Origin of the sequence: Petrimonas mucosa, assembly GCF_900095795.1 — a bacterium.
Lineage (GTDB): Bacteria > Bacteroidota > Bacteroidia > Bacteroidales > Dysgonomonadaceae > Petrimonas > Petrimonas mucosa.
Map to the genome: position 1 here is coordinate 3,235,108 of NZ_LT608328.1, position 17,243 is coordinate 3,252,350.

At 52.4% G+C, this 17,243-nt stretch carries 10 protein-coding genes; 2 read left to right on the plus strand and 8 right to left on the minus strand.

Annotation, left to right across the window (positions count from 1 at the left end):
* Positions 1–92: 92 nt before the first annotated feature.
* A complete protein-coding gene (locus ING2E5A_RS12915; RefSeq protein ID WP_071137758.1) occupies positions 93–5,888 on the minus strand; it encodes an alpha-2-macroglobulin family protein in 5,796 nt (1,931 codons plus the stop codon).
* Positions 5,889–5,962: 74 nt separating this feature from the next.
* Positions 5,963–8,944, minus strand: a complete 2,982-nt coding sequence (locus ING2E5A_RS12920) for a PEP/pyruvate-binding domain-containing protein (RefSeq protein WP_071137759.1) — start codon at positions 8,942–8,944, stop codon at positions 5,963–5,965.
* Between the two features lie 120 nt (positions 8,945–9,064).
* Here ING2E5A_RS12920 and ING2E5A_RS12925 point away from each other — a divergent pair, with 120 nt between their 5' ends.
* Entirely contained in the window at positions 9,065–9,898 is an 834-nt protein-coding gene (locus ING2E5A_RS12925; RefSeq protein ID WP_071137760.1) for an energy transducer TonB, read from the plus strand.
* A gap of 3 nt (positions 9,899–9,901) precedes the next feature.
* Here ING2E5A_RS12925 and ING2E5A_RS12930 read toward each other — a convergent pair whose 3' ends face one another.
* The 5 genes from ING2E5A_RS12930 to ING2E5A_RS12950 are packed head-to-tail and all read right to left on the minus strand — an operon-like array spanning position 9,902 to position 15,035.
* Positions 9,902–11,098 (minus strand): aminotransferase-like domain-containing protein, encoded by a 1,197-nt coding sequence (locus ING2E5A_RS12930; protein WP_071137761.1) that lies wholly within the window; start codon positions 11,096–11,098, stop codon positions 9,902–9,904.
* A gap of 21 nt (positions 11,099–11,119) precedes the next feature.
* Entirely contained in the window at positions 11,120–11,545 is a 426-nt protein-coding gene (locus tag ING2E5A_RS12935; RefSeq protein ID WP_071137762.1) for an ACT domain-containing protein, read from the minus strand.
* A gap of 31 nt (positions 11,546–11,576) precedes the next feature.
* The gene (locus ING2E5A_RS12940; protein WP_071137763.1) at positions 11,577–12,875 is read right to left on the minus strand and encodes a phenylacetate--CoA ligase family protein; all 1,299 of its coding nucleotides are present in this window, start codon (positions 12,873–12,875) and stop codon (positions 11,577–11,579) included.
* Positions 12,872–13,456, minus strand: coding sequence for an indolepyruvate oxidoreductase subunit beta (locus ING2E5A_RS12945; RefSeq protein ID WP_071137764.1), 585 nt, complete (start codon positions 13,454–13,456; stop codon positions 12,872–12,874). Before ING2E5A_RS12945 ends, ING2E5A_RS12940 begins: the two co-directional genes overlap by 4 nt.
* Complete coding sequence (locus ING2E5A_RS12950) at positions 13,449–15,035, minus strand: thiamine pyrophosphate-dependent enzyme (RefSeq protein ID WP_071137765.1); 1,587 nt, start codon at positions 15,033–15,035, stop codon at positions 13,449–13,451. The genes ING2E5A_RS12945 and ING2E5A_RS12950 overlap by 8 nt, the downstream gene beginning before the upstream one ends.
* 192 nt (positions 15,036–15,227) lie before the next feature.
* Between ING2E5A_RS12950 and ING2E5A_RS12955 the strand changes: the two genes are divergently transcribed.
* Complete coding sequence (locus ING2E5A_RS12955) at positions 15,228–16,208, plus strand: UDP-glucuronic acid decarboxylase family protein (protein WP_071137766.1); 981 nt, start codon at positions 15,228–15,230, stop codon at positions 16,206–16,208.
* On the opposite strand, the gene ING2E5A_RS12960 is transcribed toward ING2E5A_RS12955, so the two are convergent.
* A complete protein-coding gene (locus ING2E5A_RS12960) occupies positions 16,142–17,233 on the minus strand; it encodes an endonuclease/exonuclease/phosphatase family protein (protein ID WP_154670088.1) in 1,092 nt (363 codons plus the stop codon). The genes ING2E5A_RS12955 and ING2E5A_RS12960 overlap by 67 nt on opposite strands.
* Positions 17,234–17,243 lie beyond the last annotated feature (10 nt).

Below are 17,243 nucleotides of genomic sequence, written 5' to 3' on the forward strand. Positions count from 1 at the left end.
GTTTCTGATGAATCATCAAAACTTTCTGACACAAAAATAACCAATTCGTTTAAAAGGGCCCGCCATTTAACGATAATTATTTCTATTCCCCATCACCGGACAGTCACCCTTGTGGCTGCAGTGTGCGACCTGAACTCGGGTGCATAGATGCACTGGAGGGTGGTAATCCCGTTGGAGTAATCCCCACTCCGGGTAACAAAGAGTGCATATTCGAAGAGGTAGGTTCCCCTGGGCAGCAGGTCGAAATAGAGATTAACCGAAGCATCCTTCGGAGCCTGGTAACAGGCGATCCCCCCGTTCCACCTCATACCCGACAACTGTTCCTGAGGCTCAAAAGCTGCGGAATAGAGATCCTTCAGATGTACAAACTCCATGTCGCGATCGGTACGGACGGTCAGACGCACGACCACCTTGTCGCCCACCTTCAGCTGACGGGACGGACCGACAGGCAGCAGTTTTCTGCCCGTAGCGTCGGTCTCTTCCACAAACAACATTTTCTCCACATTGAGCGGACCGCCGGTTTTCGTTATCTTGTCCAGATCTTCATAGTACTGCCAGTAGAGGGCGCCCCACGCCGGAGCATTACCCCAATTTTCAACTTTAACGCTTCCCATCTGCGGGGTAATCTCGGGGTTATGCCACATCTCCTTGAAATAGCCTGTTCCCTCCTCCTGTCGACTTGGTTTCAACACATTTCCCCCCACCGTTACCGTTGTGCGGTTCTCACCCGAGAACCAGTCGCTCCCCGTACTTAACAGGGCATAAACGGCATCCATCGTGGCATGGGTAGACTCCCACAGTTGCGTCTGCTTCTGCTTCAGCAGCCATCTTTTCATACTCTCCATCTCGTGCTGGGTTGATCCACCGATACGGAACGCATCCATAATGAAGGTGTGTACCGATACGGCCGATTGCGACATGAAGAGATGGGCGCGGTTGTTGGCCCAGAACATGCCCGACTCCCCGGAAATGGTGGCGTGTTCGCGGTACGATTTCAGGATATCCGCCACAATATCGTCTCTTCCCACATTATCCATCAGGGGAACAATCAACGAACGCTCATAGAGACCGGCCAGGGTCCAGTTCTTCTCGATCACCGACATGTAAAAATCTACCATCTCACGGGTGGCGGGGTCGAGCGGATACTCACCATAGGCCGAACGGACATAGAGATATTCCAGATCGGCCACAGGAATGGTCCTGATCTTCCGCCAGTCGCTGTTCCCCCTCTTCAGCTGTTCAAACATCCGGAGTGCCTCACCGTCGATATATGCAATCGCCTTTGCCTGCATCATCCGGAGATCATCATCCTGCCCTTCCACATTCAATGCATCCAGGCGACTAAATCCAAACAGGATATATTGCGTGATGCTCCGGCTCGGATTAAACCCCTTGAACCAGCTCCAGCCTCCTGACGAAGTTTGCAGCTCGCCGAGCTTCTCCACGGCTTGCCGTGTCAGGTTATGGCTCCGGTTGATATCGAACAGCAGTGCCAGTCGCTGTCTCTGTTCAGATTCACTTTTCGCCTCAACCACCCAGGGGGTCTCTTCCAGCAACATCCCCTTCAGTTCCGGGTTCTTTTCAAGATTCGACAACAACGTTCCGGTGTCACCTCCCCCCTTTTTCCAGGCATCGATCATGGCCGACACTTTCGGGTAGGTTTTCGAGATATGCTGCCCGAGCAGATTGGCATAACAGGCTGCAAACCATGAAACAGCATTGTCGCTGTCGGGTGTACCCAGAACGGGCAGGGCCTGTACGGCATACCAGGCTGGATTGGATGCAAACTCCAACATCAACCGGTAATCCTCAACAGTTGGCGAACTCCTGTTTACCATCTTCTCCATCGTGAAAATGGCGGACTGGTTTCCGTTCACATCCATCGGCATGCTTTCGGTAACAAGCATCCGGTTGGGCAACACCGCCAGCAGATTTTGCTCCCCGTCGCTGAACGATTCGCTCTGGGCGATGATCCTGACGCCGACAAGATCGATCCTGTCGGGTACCTCGAAGGTCCATGACGCATCGACAGAGGCGTCGGGAGCTACCGAGAAGGGTTGTTGCTGCGATGCACCCGACGGCAACGGTTCATCCGTAAGCGGGTCGAACAGGATGATGCGGGCTGTTCCGCTGATCGTGGTATCGGAGAGATTGCTGATCTTTGCCGGGATAGTCACCACATCTCCATGGCGGAGGAATCTCGGCATATTGGGCGTCACCATCAACTCCTTCTGCGACACGACAACCGCTTCGACCTCACCGCTGTTCAACTTGCGGTCGTGCGCCAGCACCCGGAAGCGCCAGCGGGTATTGCTTTCCGGGACGGTGAACGAGAGTTGTGTCTCGCCCCTCTCATTTGTCCTCAGTTGCGGGAAGAAGAATGCCGTTTCGTTGAAATTGCGACGGATCTGGACCGGAGCCGGTGCCTCTCCGGCGCCATCCTCCCCACTGACATCACTCTCTGCCACCACGACACCATAGGCCTCCATCTGTACATTTCCCATTTTCGACATCCCCCTGACCATCATCCTGCCCGAACTCCCCAGCGAAAAGTCGAACCAGTTCAGCCGGTCGAAAGCAAGCGGATCCACATCCCTGAAGGGAAGAAGAGCATAACCCTGAATCCCCCGCAGGTCGAACGACCTGTCGCGTTGCAGTGGAATTGCAGCTCTTGCAGTATGGAGGCGCGACAGATTCAATATCCATCGGGGAGATGGAGCGATCCGGTCGAGCGAGAAATCGTAGAGCGATGCCAACACCTCCGCATCGGCAGCCCCCCCTTCGGCATTCCTCACCGTCAACCGCCACTCCTCAACGCCACCGGGACGGATCTTGTCGCGGAAAACATCCAGCTTCACCTCCAGTCCCTTTTTTTCATCTACCGGAAGCAGCCGTGCCGAATGGTTATAAAACTGCTCCTCCTTCACGTAGGTCAGCATCAACTCCACTCCCTCACCATAACTGGCTTTGTAGGGTATGGAGAACAAGCGGTTTTCGTTGTTCACCACCACCCATTTCCGTTCCAGCAGCTTCCCGTTCTGCCAAAGTTCATAGAGCACGTTAAGTTTGCCCGTCGCCCCGAGGATGATCTCTGCGTTCCTCCCGGGAGCGAACTGTTCATCCTTCACGATAAACCAGTCGTTGCTCTTTACAGGCGGACGCTTATCGGCATAGCTGAACAGAATAAAGTCTTGACTGGCAGTAATCTCGTTTCCACGATCATCTTTCGAGAGCAGGCTGATGCGGTATTTGCCCGACGGTAATCTCCTCACTCTTCTTCGCAGCTCCTCCTGTTCTCCGGTCTCGAAGCTACCCTGCAATAGCTGCCTCTGGATGGAGTCGTTTTCAAGCAATGAGAAGAGCTGGTAGCTCCCCGTCGCTTTCATATCCTCCCCGTCGAGATTCCTGGCCGAGATGATGATTTTTCCTGCAGAGGATTTCTCGAGTTTTTCTGGCATTTCAACAGTGAGTATCATCGAAATATCCCCCACCGTCACAACATGATTACCGACCACCGTCTCACCGTTTGCGTCGGTAATCACAGCCTCAATGTCGAACGTGTAGATAGCTCGCATTGATGCCGCCTCATCGGCTTTTTGCGGAGTAAAGGCAATTGTAAATCTGCCGTTTTCATCCGTCTTCGAAATCCCTTCAGTGAAATGTTCAGCCGTACCGCCTCTCCACCACCACATATGATGCCGGCGGGTTATGCGGTAGTTTACCGGAAGGTGCTGCAGTTTCACGCCTGAAAAGTTCTCGGCTCTCCCGGTCAGGGTAATCTCATCACCGAAGCTGTAACTCCCCCCGATCTTGTCGAAAGTGATCTCGAACGAAGGGCGCTTGTACTCCTCAACCCTGAACCCTACACTCCCATTCTGGGTAGCAATAGTAAAGTAACCGGTCAGCAACCCCTCAGGTAGCACAAATTCGCCCGACGCGGATCCGAAGGCGTTGGTGGTGACCACCTGCCGGGAGATCTCCCGCCCGTTGGCATCGCGCAGCATCAGTTCAAGGGAGCGGTTTTCCGAAACCTTTGGCTTGCCGTCGGCCGTGGCAACGGCCACCACCTTGAAAAAGACGGTCTGACCGGGACGATAGAGCCCCCTATCTGTAAATATATTTACCGTCTCCGCCGGTTGCACCATTTCATTATCGACTTGTGGAAAATAGCCCCAGGGTAGTGGCTGTAACGGGGAACCGCTATCTGCTCCCGTCACCGCCTGACAATAAAGTTCATTGGATGGAGCAGTGTTGGAGTAGGCGGCCATTCCGAGCTCGTTTACAGATAGCGTCGAATCGAGCGTAACTGTTGAATTGGGCCAGCTCCCTGAAAAACGGTAGATTTTCACCTGTGCATGCCTTACCGGCTGGCCACTCACCCGGTTTACCACAAAAAACTCGTAACTGTTCCTGGCCGACAAACGGCTGAAGAGAGCCAGATCGGATACCGAGAAGTAGATGCTGCTTTCTTCGTCCGCCGCAGCGGGGTTCGACTCAAATTCGAGCTTGTAGGCACCTGGTCGGACCAGATCAGGTTCGAATCGGGTAGTAAAGGTTTCATACGGCTCCCCGGAGTGAAGAGGTATCTCCAATTCACTCACCAGGCTCTTCATCTCGTCGCTCCGCCTTACACCACGGTCGCTGTAAACGGCCGATAGTGGAGATTCAAGCCGGTAGAGCCTGGCGGTAATCCCCTTCAGGTTTTGATACTTGAGTGTGAAGCTTTTCTCCGATTTCACCCCGAAGGTACTCTTGCCCTCCACCTCGAAGCGCGGCTGCGTAAGTTGCAACAGCCGGTTTTCCAGCAGAGCTGTCCGCCCGTACCCGGGAAACTGCTGAACCCCCCTCTGCAGTAACCGGTAGAGCTCCCTAGTCTTATCCGCCCTTTTGACAGTATCCTCCTGAGGGAGCTCTCCGATTTGCGACAGGTAGAGATCTGCGATCTTGTCGATAATCTCCACGCTGACCGGATCCTCTTCCCATCTTTGCTGCAGCGACTGCAACAGGGGAAGTGCATACTGTCGGTATGCGTCATGGAGTTGGGCAAGGTAGTCGCACCTACTCAGGTCCGTAAGCGCCACCGCTTTGTCGAGCCCCCTCCCGGATAGTGAAAGAAGCAGTTTTTTATAGCACTCCAACGCCCACAAGTCATACTCTCCGGGTTTCGGGTCGAATTTCAATTTCACAAACTCTTCTGCCGGCAGAAAGAGTTCCTGCTGCGTAATACCTTTCCGCGACAATGATCGGCTCAGATCGGAATCGTCGTTTATCCTGGCAAGAAACTCGATGGCACGGAGTGCGAGAAAGTCATACATGGAGGGATAGAAACGGCGGGAATCCTTGCCGAGTACAACAAGAGGCTCATAACTTTTCACCTCGGTCTCTTCAAGCTTCTTCTGCTGATCGATGGAGGCGTTGAGATGCTCCACCGCCTTGTCGAAGAGGTTGTTTTTAGACCACTCCTTCATATCTTCCGGAAGATAGCCGCTGATGGCCGTCCGACGGTCGATACTCCACCGCTCTTTATCATAATACTGGAGATAGAGTTCACCCAACATGGAGTGCAACACCGATCTCTCCACGGGGTCCTCCGAACTCTCCAGCATCTGCTTCAGGTTCCGGAAGATCAGCGTATCCGCTTCACTATCCAATACCAGATCATATTTGCCCTGATGGATGATTGCCTTGATGATCTGGGGAGTGTTCTTCTCGACAACAGCCTTACGCAGGATAAGTTCCACCTGCTCGGATGCCGATCGCGGAAGGGATCTCTCCTCCAGTCGGGCTACATTTTTCCAGGCCTGGTCGTAATCCATAGCTGATTGGGTTTGCGCTTGCAACGGGAGGAAAAAGACCACTGCCGCAACAACAGGTAATATTTTTTTCATACGGGCTCTTTTCGGTTTTTACTGGTTAGATGCAGAAACAGGAGAAAATGAGCACCCGACCATGTTATATTTTGTTAAAGCGGTTTCTGTACCACTCCAATTTTCTTCCTTCCGTTGATCTTTATCGCTATCGGCTGCCCGAAGCGGACATGCCTGATAAAATCGGTCTCATGGACGGCCGGTTGAGCTTCTAGATACGCTTCATCAAAGAAACCATCCCCACTGGAGAGGGAGTTGATTGTGAAATAGCCTACCCCGAACGATGTGAGGTTCTGAAAGAAGTGGGTACCCTGACTCGGTTCAATCCGGTAGTTTTCCAGCCCCAGTTCCGCAATGACCCGCGCCTGGCTGATGTGTGCCCATTTTACCGGAATCCCCAGCCAGGGATCGGAAGATCCCCATCGCCCAGGTCCCACCAGTACATAATTCTGATCGCTCTCGCTGAACCGGAGATTGACCTTCTCAATCTCCCTGGCAATTGCCGGATTGTTGGCGGCTGAAAACTGTTTCGTCTTCACATATACCAGGTCGTATACATCGGTGGATATTCCGTTCCCGAGCGCATTTCGAGAATAGAGAATCGTCTCCTCCACCCCGATATCCTCCAGATTCTCATTGACCACTTCCTTGCTGTCGACGATCGGACGGATCTGCAACACAAAGAAATCGGCCTCCTGCTGACTCTTTATGTTTACTGCAAACTCTATCTCCACCGGCCGTCCCATCTCCTGCTGCCCCACCTTCAACATCTTGTCGAGGGTTTCAGAAAGGGGTAGCGTGTCATGCTTCAACATGTTGGCAAACGAAATGATCTTTCTGCCTCCTTCGTAATATCCGTCGCGGATAATCTGGTCGTTCGGATCGTATGTTGAACAGACATAGCGGAGCGGACTGTTATCGCCTGCCTGCTGGATCCTGATCTTTTTCAGGTTGAAGCTATCGTCGATGGTAAACTCCTTCGTCATCGACTCCAGGTCGAGCGCGTAAAACTGCGTCTGGGTCTCCCTCAATGCGGTATCGAGAGAGCTCAGTTGCAATATGTTCCTGGGGTGCAGCGGTGAAAACCGGAGACCCTGAAACCCATCCATGATATATTTGCCCAATCCCATGGCCATGTTTACGATGCCATCCTCACTCTTTTCATTGCCAATGGGATAGTAGTTGATGGAGCGGGCAACTCCCGAGATTGCCGGATAGAAGAGATTGCCATACTGGCTCCCCACCACCTCCTGCAGTACAATCGCCATCTTCTCCTGGTCGATCAGGTTCTGGGTAGCTGTCATGTAGGCCTTGCTGTCCTTGTAGAAGACCGAGGCATAAACCGCCTTGACGGCATTGCTCAGAAGCCGGACCATCTCATATTTATCGGTCACGTAGGGGATCATGTAGGTTGAATATATTCCCGCAAATGGCTGATATTGCGAATCTTCAAGCATGCTCGACGAGCGGATGGCAATGGGTGTCGAGATTGCGTCGAAGAAGACCAGGAAATCGCTGACCAGACGCCTGGGCAGTTTGGCCGAAAGGAAATGCCGGAGGATCTCTTCGTCGGAACAGTTGGAAAGGGCTATCTCATACAACCTGTTAGCCTCCATGAACTCGTCAAAGATATCGGTACAGAGCACCACCGTCTTGGGTGTGGTCACCGGGAAATTCTCGTAACAGTTCAACTCCAGGTGGGTCTTCACAATATGCCCGATAAACGCCAATCCACGCCCTTTTCCCCCCAGTGAGCCATCACCGATACGGGCAAAGTTGGAGTACTTGTCGAACCGGTCCTTTTCGAATACCGCCACCACACCGGTATTTTTCATCCGCCGGTACTCCACGATTGCCTGATAGATCAGTTCCCTTGCATCTTCCATCCTGGCATAGGCGGAGACATCGATCTTCTTCAGCATCTCTGCAACCGGGAACATGGCACGTGTATAGAAGAAACGTGAGAAGTGGTTTCTCGAGAGGTGGTAATACAACGAATCGTCGGGAATCTGGCGGATATTGAGTTGCAACTCCTTCAGGGTCCTGATCCGGAAGATCTCCTCCTGCGACTTGGGAGCAATGATGATAAAGTCGCCAAAACCGAGATTGTCCTTCACTGCCCTATGAAAGTCCTGGGGAAAGGTCTTTGAGTTCTTGTCGATAAACCTGGCCTCCACCTCATCGGCATACTTCCTGTTTTCAGATTCGGAGGAGGTGTAAATGATCGGGATATACTTGTCCTGCTTGCGGATCCATTCACCCAACAACCTCCCCGCCAACTTGTCCTTTTTCCCTTCACGGTTGAAGCTGATATCTGAAATCACCCCCAGCATATTGTCGCCATACTTCCTGTAGAGGTCTACCGCCTCCTCGTAATTGCGGGCCAGCAAGATCTTTGGACGTCCGCGCATACGCATCATGCGGAGGTGATCGTTAAGCGCCTCCTTTGAGAACTCCTTCGACTCATTGAGTACATATTTGTAGAGCAAGGGGAGTGCGGAAGAGTAGAAGCGGACGGAATCCTCCACCAGCATGATGGTCTGCACCCCTACCGTCTTCACATCGTGCTCAACGTTCATGCTGTCCTCGATCAGCTTGATGATGGCCAGCAGCAGATCGGCATTTCCCAACCAGCTGAAGACGTAGTCAATCCCCGAAAGATCTTCCCGCTCAAGTACCCGGGTCACCGATTTCGAAAAGGGGGTAAGCAGCACGATCGGGATATAGGGAAACTTGTTCTTGATCACCTTCACTTGGGAGAAAATCTCATGATTATCCATGTTCGGCATGCAGATGATCAGCTCGTAACGATTGGAACGGAGCTCCTCCATCGCTTTTGCGGCATTGCTTACCTGCGTGAAGCGGGGCGGATAGCGGAGGTTGAGCGAGGTATACTCGTTGAAGATCTGTTCGTCTACCCGTCCGTCATCTTCGAGGATAAACATGTCGTATTGCGAGGCAATGATCAACACGTTATAGATACGTTTATTCATCAGCTTCACGAAGGGGGTGTCGCGAAACTGGAAGCGACTGATGTCATGCGCCTTTATGATGGATGGAGAAGATGCTAAATTCATACCGCTATGTTCTTGTACAAATCTATGAATTTATTTATTAAACGCAAACCGCAGAAAAAAAAACGTAGAGTTTTTTTACTATCTTTGTTCTCAAAACAAAAAAGGTCTGAACTTTAAAAAATGAATGCTAAAAGATTACTATTGTCGTTATCGGCTTTATCTCTGGTAACGGTTTCACTTTTTGCGTCCAGCAGTGGACAGCTTCAACCACCTCCAGCCGACGAGGGGAGAGTCATCGAAAACCCCGACATTCCCGCCCTCTTTGCCGGAGGATCTGGCGAAATGCACAAGTTCATCTCCCAGACGCTCCGTTATCCTGCCGATGCCGTTGAACGAAACGCACAGGGGTTGGTTGTCTACACCTTTATTGTTGAAAAAGATGGCACACTGACCAACTTCGATCTGATCCACCGTGCCGACTCCTCCCTCAACAAGGAGGCCCTCCGCATCCTGCAGGCGATGCCGCCCTGGCGTCCGGCCAAGTACAAGGATCAGTATGTACGCTCCAAGAGCTACGTGCCGATGTATTTCCGGTTGAACAAGAATGCGAACGCAGTGGCCCGCAACACGACAACAAGGTCTACAAACACCATTGGCAAGACCAATCCCGATATTGCCAACTCCGAGGTCTACTCCATCGTCGAGAAGATGCCGGAATATCCGTACGGGGAGAAAGAGCTGGCAGGATTTATCGCCCATCAGCTCCGTTATCCCAAGGAGGCTCGTCAACAGGGAATCGAAGGCAGGATCCTCTGCTCCTTCATTGTTGCAGCCGACGGTTCAATCTTCAATATCGAGGTAGTCCAGGGATTGCATCCCCAGCTCGACAACGAGGCGGTCCGGGTGCTCAGCCTGATGTCCAAGTGGATTCCGGGAGAGAACAAGGGTGAAAAGGTAAATGTGAAGTGTCTGCTCCCCATCGATTTCGCCATCGATGAGGAGCCAATCCCGTAAAAGCTATCCGCAAATCTCGCGGATCGCTTCGGCAACCAGGGGAATTCCTCTCCGGATTACATCCGGAGCGGTATTGCAGTACGACACCCGTATGCAGTTGTTCTTCACCCCTGCTGGATCGAATGTCTTTCCGGTAACAAATACCACCCCCCTTTCGATCGCTTTTTTCAAGATCAGCGTGCTGTCGGCTCCTTCGGGCAGGTGAAGCCAGATATAGAACCCCCCACGCGGTTTCTCGAACGACACATAACCGGGTAAATGCTTTTCGAGGGCTTCAATCATGGCAAGCCCTCGTTTTTTATACTCCAGTCTCACCTGCCCGGTATAGGTGTAGATGGCACCGCTACGGATAAACTTATCGGCTATCACCTGTGAGAAACTGGGTGAACAGGCATCCATCGACTGCTTGATCAGTTCGCACTTCCCGTAGATATGCTCCGGTACAAGCATCCAGCCCAAGCGCAAGCCGGGACCCAGGATTTTCGAGAATGACCCGGTCAGGCAGACATCTATCCCCTCGGGATCGATCGCTTTTATGGTCCTCATCTTCGGAAGATCATCCTCATGGAAGTAGAGGTCGCTGTAAACATCATCCTCGATAAGCGGGATGTCAAGGCCTGAAAGCAGTTCGATCATCTGCCGCTTCACGGCTTCGGTATAGATTATGCCGGCCGGATTGTGAAAATTGGGCGCAAAATAGAGGAATTTAGGTTTGGGTCCACCGCTATCCAGAGCGGTTTTCAGTGCAGCAATATCCAATCCGTCGCTCCTGAGCGGGATGGCGGTCAGATTGGCCTCGTAGGACCGGAAAGCGGACAATGCGCCGATAAACGAAGGCGACTCTACCAGCACCGGATCACCCGGATCGACAAAAGCTTTGGCCAGGATATTTATGGCCTGCAGCGATCCCGTTGTGATCAACAGCCGGTTCTTCCCGACCGGCAGCCCCTTCTTTTCAAGATAGTGCGCAAGCGATTCCAGCAGTGCCGGCTGTCCATTGGTAGGCCCATACTGCATGGCTACCTGTTTCTCTTTTTCTGAGAGGGATTGATAGATCTGATCGATCATCTCTAACGGAAAGAGTTCATTTCCGGGCATCCCCCCGGAAAAGGAGATGATATCGGGAGAAGCGGCAAGACTCATCAAGTCCCTGATCTCCGACGAACGCAATGCGGATACTCCCGTTGCAAACCGTGTCATAGTTCTCTTCTCTTCATAATATTATACCTGATAGATGTCGCTCTGGCGCAGCAACTCCATCTCGTTCTTTTCCAGCACATCGACCACTTGACCGATATCTGCGGCCCGGATGACCGCCAATGCCACCTCCTTGTTTGAAAAGGCGTACATGTAATCCACATTGATCGCGTTGTCTGCCAATATCTTAAGCACCTCATGCAAAGCCCCCGGCCGGTCGGGCATATTGACGCAGACCACATCGGTAAGTCGCACCGAGAAGCCTGCTTCACGAAGGAACTTCTCTGCAATATCGGGTTTTCCCACCACCATTCTCACGATGCCGTAATCGGCCGTCTCGGCGAGACTCAGGGCAGCGATATTGATCTCGTGTTCCGCCAATATCTGGGTAAGATCGGTAAGCCGTCCCGACCGGTCTTCCAGAAATACGGATAACTGTTTGATAAGCATAGTTGATACCTCCTCTTCGTTGTTTCTTGTTCTATAATCGCCGGTTATCGATAATCCGCCTTGCCTTTCCCTCGGAACGCTCGATGGTGTGAGGCTCCACCAGCCTGATGACCGCACCAATGCCCAACAGGCTCTTGATGTTGTGATCGATACGGCGGCGAATCTCCTCAAGTTCACGGATACTGTCGGACCAGAACCGGTCGTTGATCTCCACCCTTATCTCCAGCGTATCGAGATTGTTTTCCCGGTCAATCACAAGCTGATAATGCGGCGATGCCTCCTCCATCTCCAGCAGGACAGACTCAACCTGCGACGGGAAGACGTTAACCCCACGGATGATCAGCATGTCGTCAGACCGTCCGAGACATTTCTCCATCCTCACCAGTGTCCTACCACACGCGCACCGGTCGGCATACAACCGGGTAAGATCCCTTGTACGATAACGGAGAAGCGGCATCGCCTCCTTCGTCACCGTAGTGAAGACCAGTTCGCCCAGTTCACCGTACGGAAGCGGCTCCAGCGTCTCCGGATCGATAATCTCCGGAATGAAATGATCCTCAAAAATATGGCCTCCACACTGGCATTCACACTCCATGGATACTCCCGGCCCGATAATCTCGCTCAACCCGTAGATGTCGTACGCCTTCAGGTTCAGCAACCCCTCGATCTGGGTGCGCATCTCGTTTGTCCACGGTTCCGCCCCGAAGACCCCCACCCGCAGTTTCACCTTCTCGGGCGAGATCCCCTCCTTGATGATACTCTCGCCCAGATGGGCAGCATAGGAGGGGGTACAGGCAATTACCGTTGCCTCAAAATCGGTCATGAACTGAAGCTGTTTCCGGGTGTTTCCGGTAGAGATCGGTATAACCGTAGCCCCCACCCTCTCGGCACCGTAGTGCAATCCCAGCCCCCCGGTAAACGGTCCGTAACCATAAGCAACCTGGATGGTATCATCCTTGTCCACTCCGGCCATCTTAAGGCTTCGGGCAACCACCTCGGTCCAGATCTCCAGGTCCCGCCGCGTATACCCTACAACCGTCGGTTTCCCCGTTGTGCCGCTCGACGCATGGATTCTTACCACCTCGGTTTGCGGCAAGGTAAACAGTCCGAACGGGTAGTTGTCGCGAAGATCAGCTTTGGTGGTAAACGGGAGACCTTTCAACTGGTCCACACTTCTGATGTCGCCCGGTTCAATACCCTTCTCCTGCAATTTTTTGCGGTATGCAGGAACATGCTCATAAATACGTCCGACCATCTCTCTCAGCCGTACGCTCTGTAACTCGTGCAGCCTCTCTCTGTCTGCACATTCAATTTCGGGATTCCAGATCATTTTTGTTCATTCAATGCATTTGCCCGTCCCAAGCGGAAGGCGTTTATGTTCAGCTCCACCATCTCTTTACCTTTTCGGCTGAAAAATATTTCGATGGCTCTCTCCAGTTCTTCAGGAGCAATCTCCAGGTAAGGCGCGGCCGCTCCCAGCATAACCACGTTGTACGACTTGATGCTCCCTGCCTCCTTCGCCACCGAAGCGGCATTTACAAGCAGGTGATTCGCCGTGGCGGCGATGGTCTCCAGCAACACCTCCTGAGCAGGATAATTCTCGATATTGAGATATGGCTCTGTTGCCGTCACAATAATCCCCTCCGGAGAGAGATAGGGAAGATAGCGCAACGATTCCATCGGTTCCAGGGAAAGGATAAGATCTGCCTTACCCCTGGGAATGAGATCGGAGAAGATCTCCCCGGTGGAGATCCGCAAATGCGACTCCACCGCCCCTCCCCGCTGGCTCATGCCATGAACTTCGGCCTGTTTCACCTTAAGACCCAGATTCAACGCGGCCAGATCGATGATGGCGGCTACAGTCAGGATTCCCTGACCCCCTACCCCGGATATAATGATGTTCTTATTCATGTTTTCTGCTTTTTACAGCCGTCTGTACGCACTCACGCCTCGAAATGATTACCGAGACGCCGGCATATTCAAACTCCTCCTTCAACACCTTCACATTCTCCTCGAAATTCCTCTTTAACGGAACAATTTCACGAATATGGCTCTCCTCCACTCCAATCCCCCTGCAGATGGCGCCATACTTCCCGTATCCCGACGACTCCTGGCCGCCGGTCATGGCTGTTGTTCCGTTATCCGAAATTATTACCGTAAGTGCGCTTTGGTCGTTTACGGCATCCAGCAGACCGGTGATTCCGGAGTGAGTAAAGGTGGAGTCGCCTATCACGGCCACAGCCGGGAAGAGTCCTGCATCGGCAGCCCCCTTGGCCATCGTTATTGACGCTCCCATATCTACACAGCTGCTGATGGCATTGTAGGGCGACAATGCTCCCAGCGTATAGCATCCGATATCACCAAACAGATGCCTTTCAGGATAGGGTGCCAAAGCCTGGAGAATCGCATCGAAAAGGTCACGGTGGCTGCAACCCTGGCACAACATCGGCGGACGCGGCTCAACTATCCCGGGAATACTCCTGGCATCGCCCAATTCAACCCCCATTGCAGCTGCAAGGATCGTCGGTGATAGCTCGCCAGTGCGCGGCAACGCACCATCCAGCCTTCCACGGAACTTCCGGTTTCCAAAAAAACCCTTCAGTAGCTCCTCATAGAGAGGATAACCCTCCTCAGCAATGAGGATCTCACTATATTTCCCGGTAAATTCAGAGATCTTTCGCTCCGGCAGGGGATAGTGCGAAAGCTTCAACACCGGCAGGTCGAGCGAATAGGCCCGGTTCACCTCCATCACGTAGTTGTAGGCAATACCAAAGGCAATGACACCCTTGTCGCCCGAACCGGGTATCTCCCGGTTGAAACGTGAGAATTCGGAACGGGTGATCAACTGGCTCTGCATCTCCAACAGTCTCGTATACCCTTTTCTTGCATTGACCGGGAGCAGGATCCACCTGTTTCTCTCCTGTGTGGGTGCAAGCTGACGTTGCGGTAGCGCTTCTCCAGTTTCAACCACAGAACGCGAGTGCGACAGACGGGTGGGGATACGCACCATTACCGGCAGCTTCACCTCTTCCGACAGATCAAATGCGTAACGTACAATCTCGTAGGACTCCTGCTGAGTGGAGGGTTCCAGTACGGGAATCATTGCGAACTTGCCATAGAAGCGGCTATCCTGCTCGTTTTGCGAGGAGTGCATCGACGGATCATCGGCCACAACCAACACCAGTCCGCCATGGATCCCGGTAATGGCCGAATTCATAAAGGGGTCGGCTGCCACATTCAGTCCCACATGCTTCATGCTGACCAAGGCTCGCTTTCCGGCATAAGAGATCCCCAACGCCGCCTCGTATGCCGTCTTCTCGTTTACACACCATTTCGAGTGAACTCCCGATTCACGGGCTTGTGCCGATTGTTGAATAAATTGTGCAATCTCGGTGGAGGGTGTTCCCGGATAAGCATATACCCCTGATATTCCCGCATCCAATGCTGCCTGGGCTACTGCTTCCGCACCCAATAGTATCTGTTTGTTCATATTATCTTGCAGACAACCGGTCCGCTGCATTTATCGACATTAGATTGATATCTGCCTCTATTGAAGCAGTCTATCGCAAAGATACAAAAAAAAGTTAAACAGATAGTAAACCTCACCTCTCTTTTGAAGAAATTACGCATCCGATCGGTGTAATTTGATTACTTTTGTGGTTCATTATCAAAAAGAGAATAGATGAAAAGGATATTGGTGACCGGAGGCGCAGGTTTTATCGGATCACATTTGTGTGAAAGACTTTTAAGAGAGGGAAATCGAGTAATCTGCCTGGATAATTTTCTTACAGGAAAGAAAGAGAATATCGCTCATCTGATGGGCAATAGATTTTTCGAACTGGTAGAGCATGACATCATGTACGCCTACCCCATCGACCCTGTAGATGAGATCTACCACCTGGCCTGTCCGGCGTCGCCCGTTCATTACCAGCGTGATCCGATCAGGACCATGAAGATATCGGTACTGGGGTCATACAATGTGCTCGGCATGGCCAAATTGCACCGCTGCAAAATCCTGCTCACCTCCACCAGTGAAATCTATGGCGACCCGCTTGTCCATCCACAGCCGGAGAACTACTGGGGCAACGTAAACACCATTGGTCCCCGCTCCTGTTACGATGAGGGAAAACGGGCTGCAGAAACACTTTTTATGGATTACTACCGACAGGAGAAGGTCCGCATCAAGATCGTAAGGATTTTTAACACCTATGGGCCAGGCATGCTCCCCGATGATGGGCGGGTGATCTCCAATTTCATTCTCCAGGCCTTGCAGAACAAAGATATTACCATTTACGGCGACGGCACCCAGACCCGCAGCTTCCAGTATATCGACGATCTGATCGAAGGGTTGGTGAGGATGATGGAGACTGGCGACCATTTTACCGGTCCCGTCAATATCGGCAATCCGGGGGAATTCACCATCAGGGAACTGGCCGAGCAGATCATTTCACTTTCCGGCTCCGCATCCAGGCTCGTGTTCCACCCGCTTCCGGCGGACGACCCCAAGCAGCGCCGTCCCGACATCACCCTGGCCCGAGAAGTATTGAGCTGGGAACCGACCATCCAGCTTCGGGAGGGGCTATTGCGAATGATCAGCTATTTCAGGAATAGGCTTGAGGCGGAATCGGTGGTAAAATCGAACGTTGCAACTATCGGCTTGTGATCGCTATATTCCAGCTCCGGCGAGAAATAGTTTGTAGACCTGAACACGCTGGGATCATAGAGAACAAAATCTATCCTGAAGAGCTTTCGAAGGTAGCGGTAGCTGTAACCATACCCCTTCCCTGCAACACGGAAGCTATCGCGCAGTCTTCCCTTGATCACCCTATATGAGTAAGAGGGTGGCGTATTGAAGTCGCTGCAAACAATTACCGGATAAGGACTCCTGTCGATCTCCCTTCTGACGGCATCAGCCTGGCGTGCCCTGATGACACCGTTCTTCTCAACCACCCGCTTCAGCCGCACTATCTGCTCGTACGTGCTACCCAGGTTGAAAGAGGGTTTCACCCGGTTTTGATTCACACTGGTTGTCTGCAGGTGATTATTGAAAACCCTGATTTTCACTCCCCCCAGATCGAGGTCGGCCCATACGGAGATGTTGCCGCTTTCGTCCGGGAAAAGAACCGGTTGCATCTCAACAATGGGATATCTGCTAAAGAGTGCAACAATCAGCGAACCCGGTTTTTGTGAGGCAATGCGGTAATAAGGCAGCAACTTAGTCAATTCGACAATCAACCCCTCCCTTACTGCTCCACCTGCGGGAAACTCCTGAAGGCAGACAATATCGGCCTCCTGCTCCTCGATAAACCTTGCAAATGCCTGTCCGTCGAGGAGGATGTTCTTGGAGATCTCATTCCTGATATTGTAGGAGACAACTGTAACCTTCCGTTCCGGTGGAGCCGTTTTACCGACAGGCCAGTTGAAAATCGAGGTCAGATAGGGTATACAGTTCAATAGCGCCACAATGGGCACAACTGCCCATCTGCTTCTCCTCCAGCACCAGAGGAGCAGTATGACAAGGTTGAGCATGAGAAGTATCGGCAGCAGGTGTCCAAGCCAATGAAGAGCCGGTTGCCGCGATGGATGGAGATAGGATACATAGCAACCTGCAACTGCCATAAATGCGGGTATCAGGCTAAGCAGGCCTGCCAGCAGCAGAAGGAACCTGTTCAGAACAACTCTTCCCACTTTCACTCAA

Excerpts from the sequence above, each read along its gene's own strand:
- ING2E5A_RS12925 (WP_071137760.1), top strand. The coding sequence starts at position 9,065 with ATGAATGCTAAAAGATTACTATTGTCGTTATCGGCTTTATCTCTGGTA.
- ING2E5A_RS12955 (WP_071137766.1), top strand. The coding sequence starts at position 15,228 with ATGAAAAGGATATTGGTGACCGGAGGCGCAGGTTTTATCGGATCACAT.
- ING2E5A_RS12935 (WP_071137762.1), bottom strand. The coding sequence starts at position 11,545 with ATGCTTATCAAACAGTTATCCGTATTTCTGGAAGACCGGTCGGGACGG.
- ING2E5A_RS12945 (WP_071137764.1), bottom strand. The coding sequence starts at position 13,456 with ATGAATAAGAACATCATTATATCCGGGGTAGGGGGTCAGGGAATCCTG.
- ING2E5A_RS12920 (WP_071137759.1), bottom strand. The coding sequence starts at position 8,944 with ATGAATTTAGCATCTTCTCCATCCATCATAAAGGCGCATGACATCAGT.
- ING2E5A_RS12915 (WP_071137758.1), bottom strand. The coding sequence starts at position 5,888 with ATGAAAAAAATATTACCTGTTGTTGCGGCAGTGGTCTTTTTCCTCCCG.
- ING2E5A_RS12950 (WP_071137765.1), bottom strand. The coding sequence starts at position 15,035 with ATGAACAAACAGATACTATTGGGTGCGGAAGCAGTAGCCCAGGCAGCA.
- ING2E5A_RS12940 (WP_071137763.1), bottom strand. The coding sequence starts at position 12,875 with ATGATCTGGAATCCCGAAATTGAATGTGCAGACAGAGAGAGGCTGCAC.
- ING2E5A_RS12930 (WP_071137761.1), bottom strand. The coding sequence starts at position 11,098 with ATGACACGGTTTGCAACGGGAGTATCCGCATTGCGTTCGTCGGAGATC.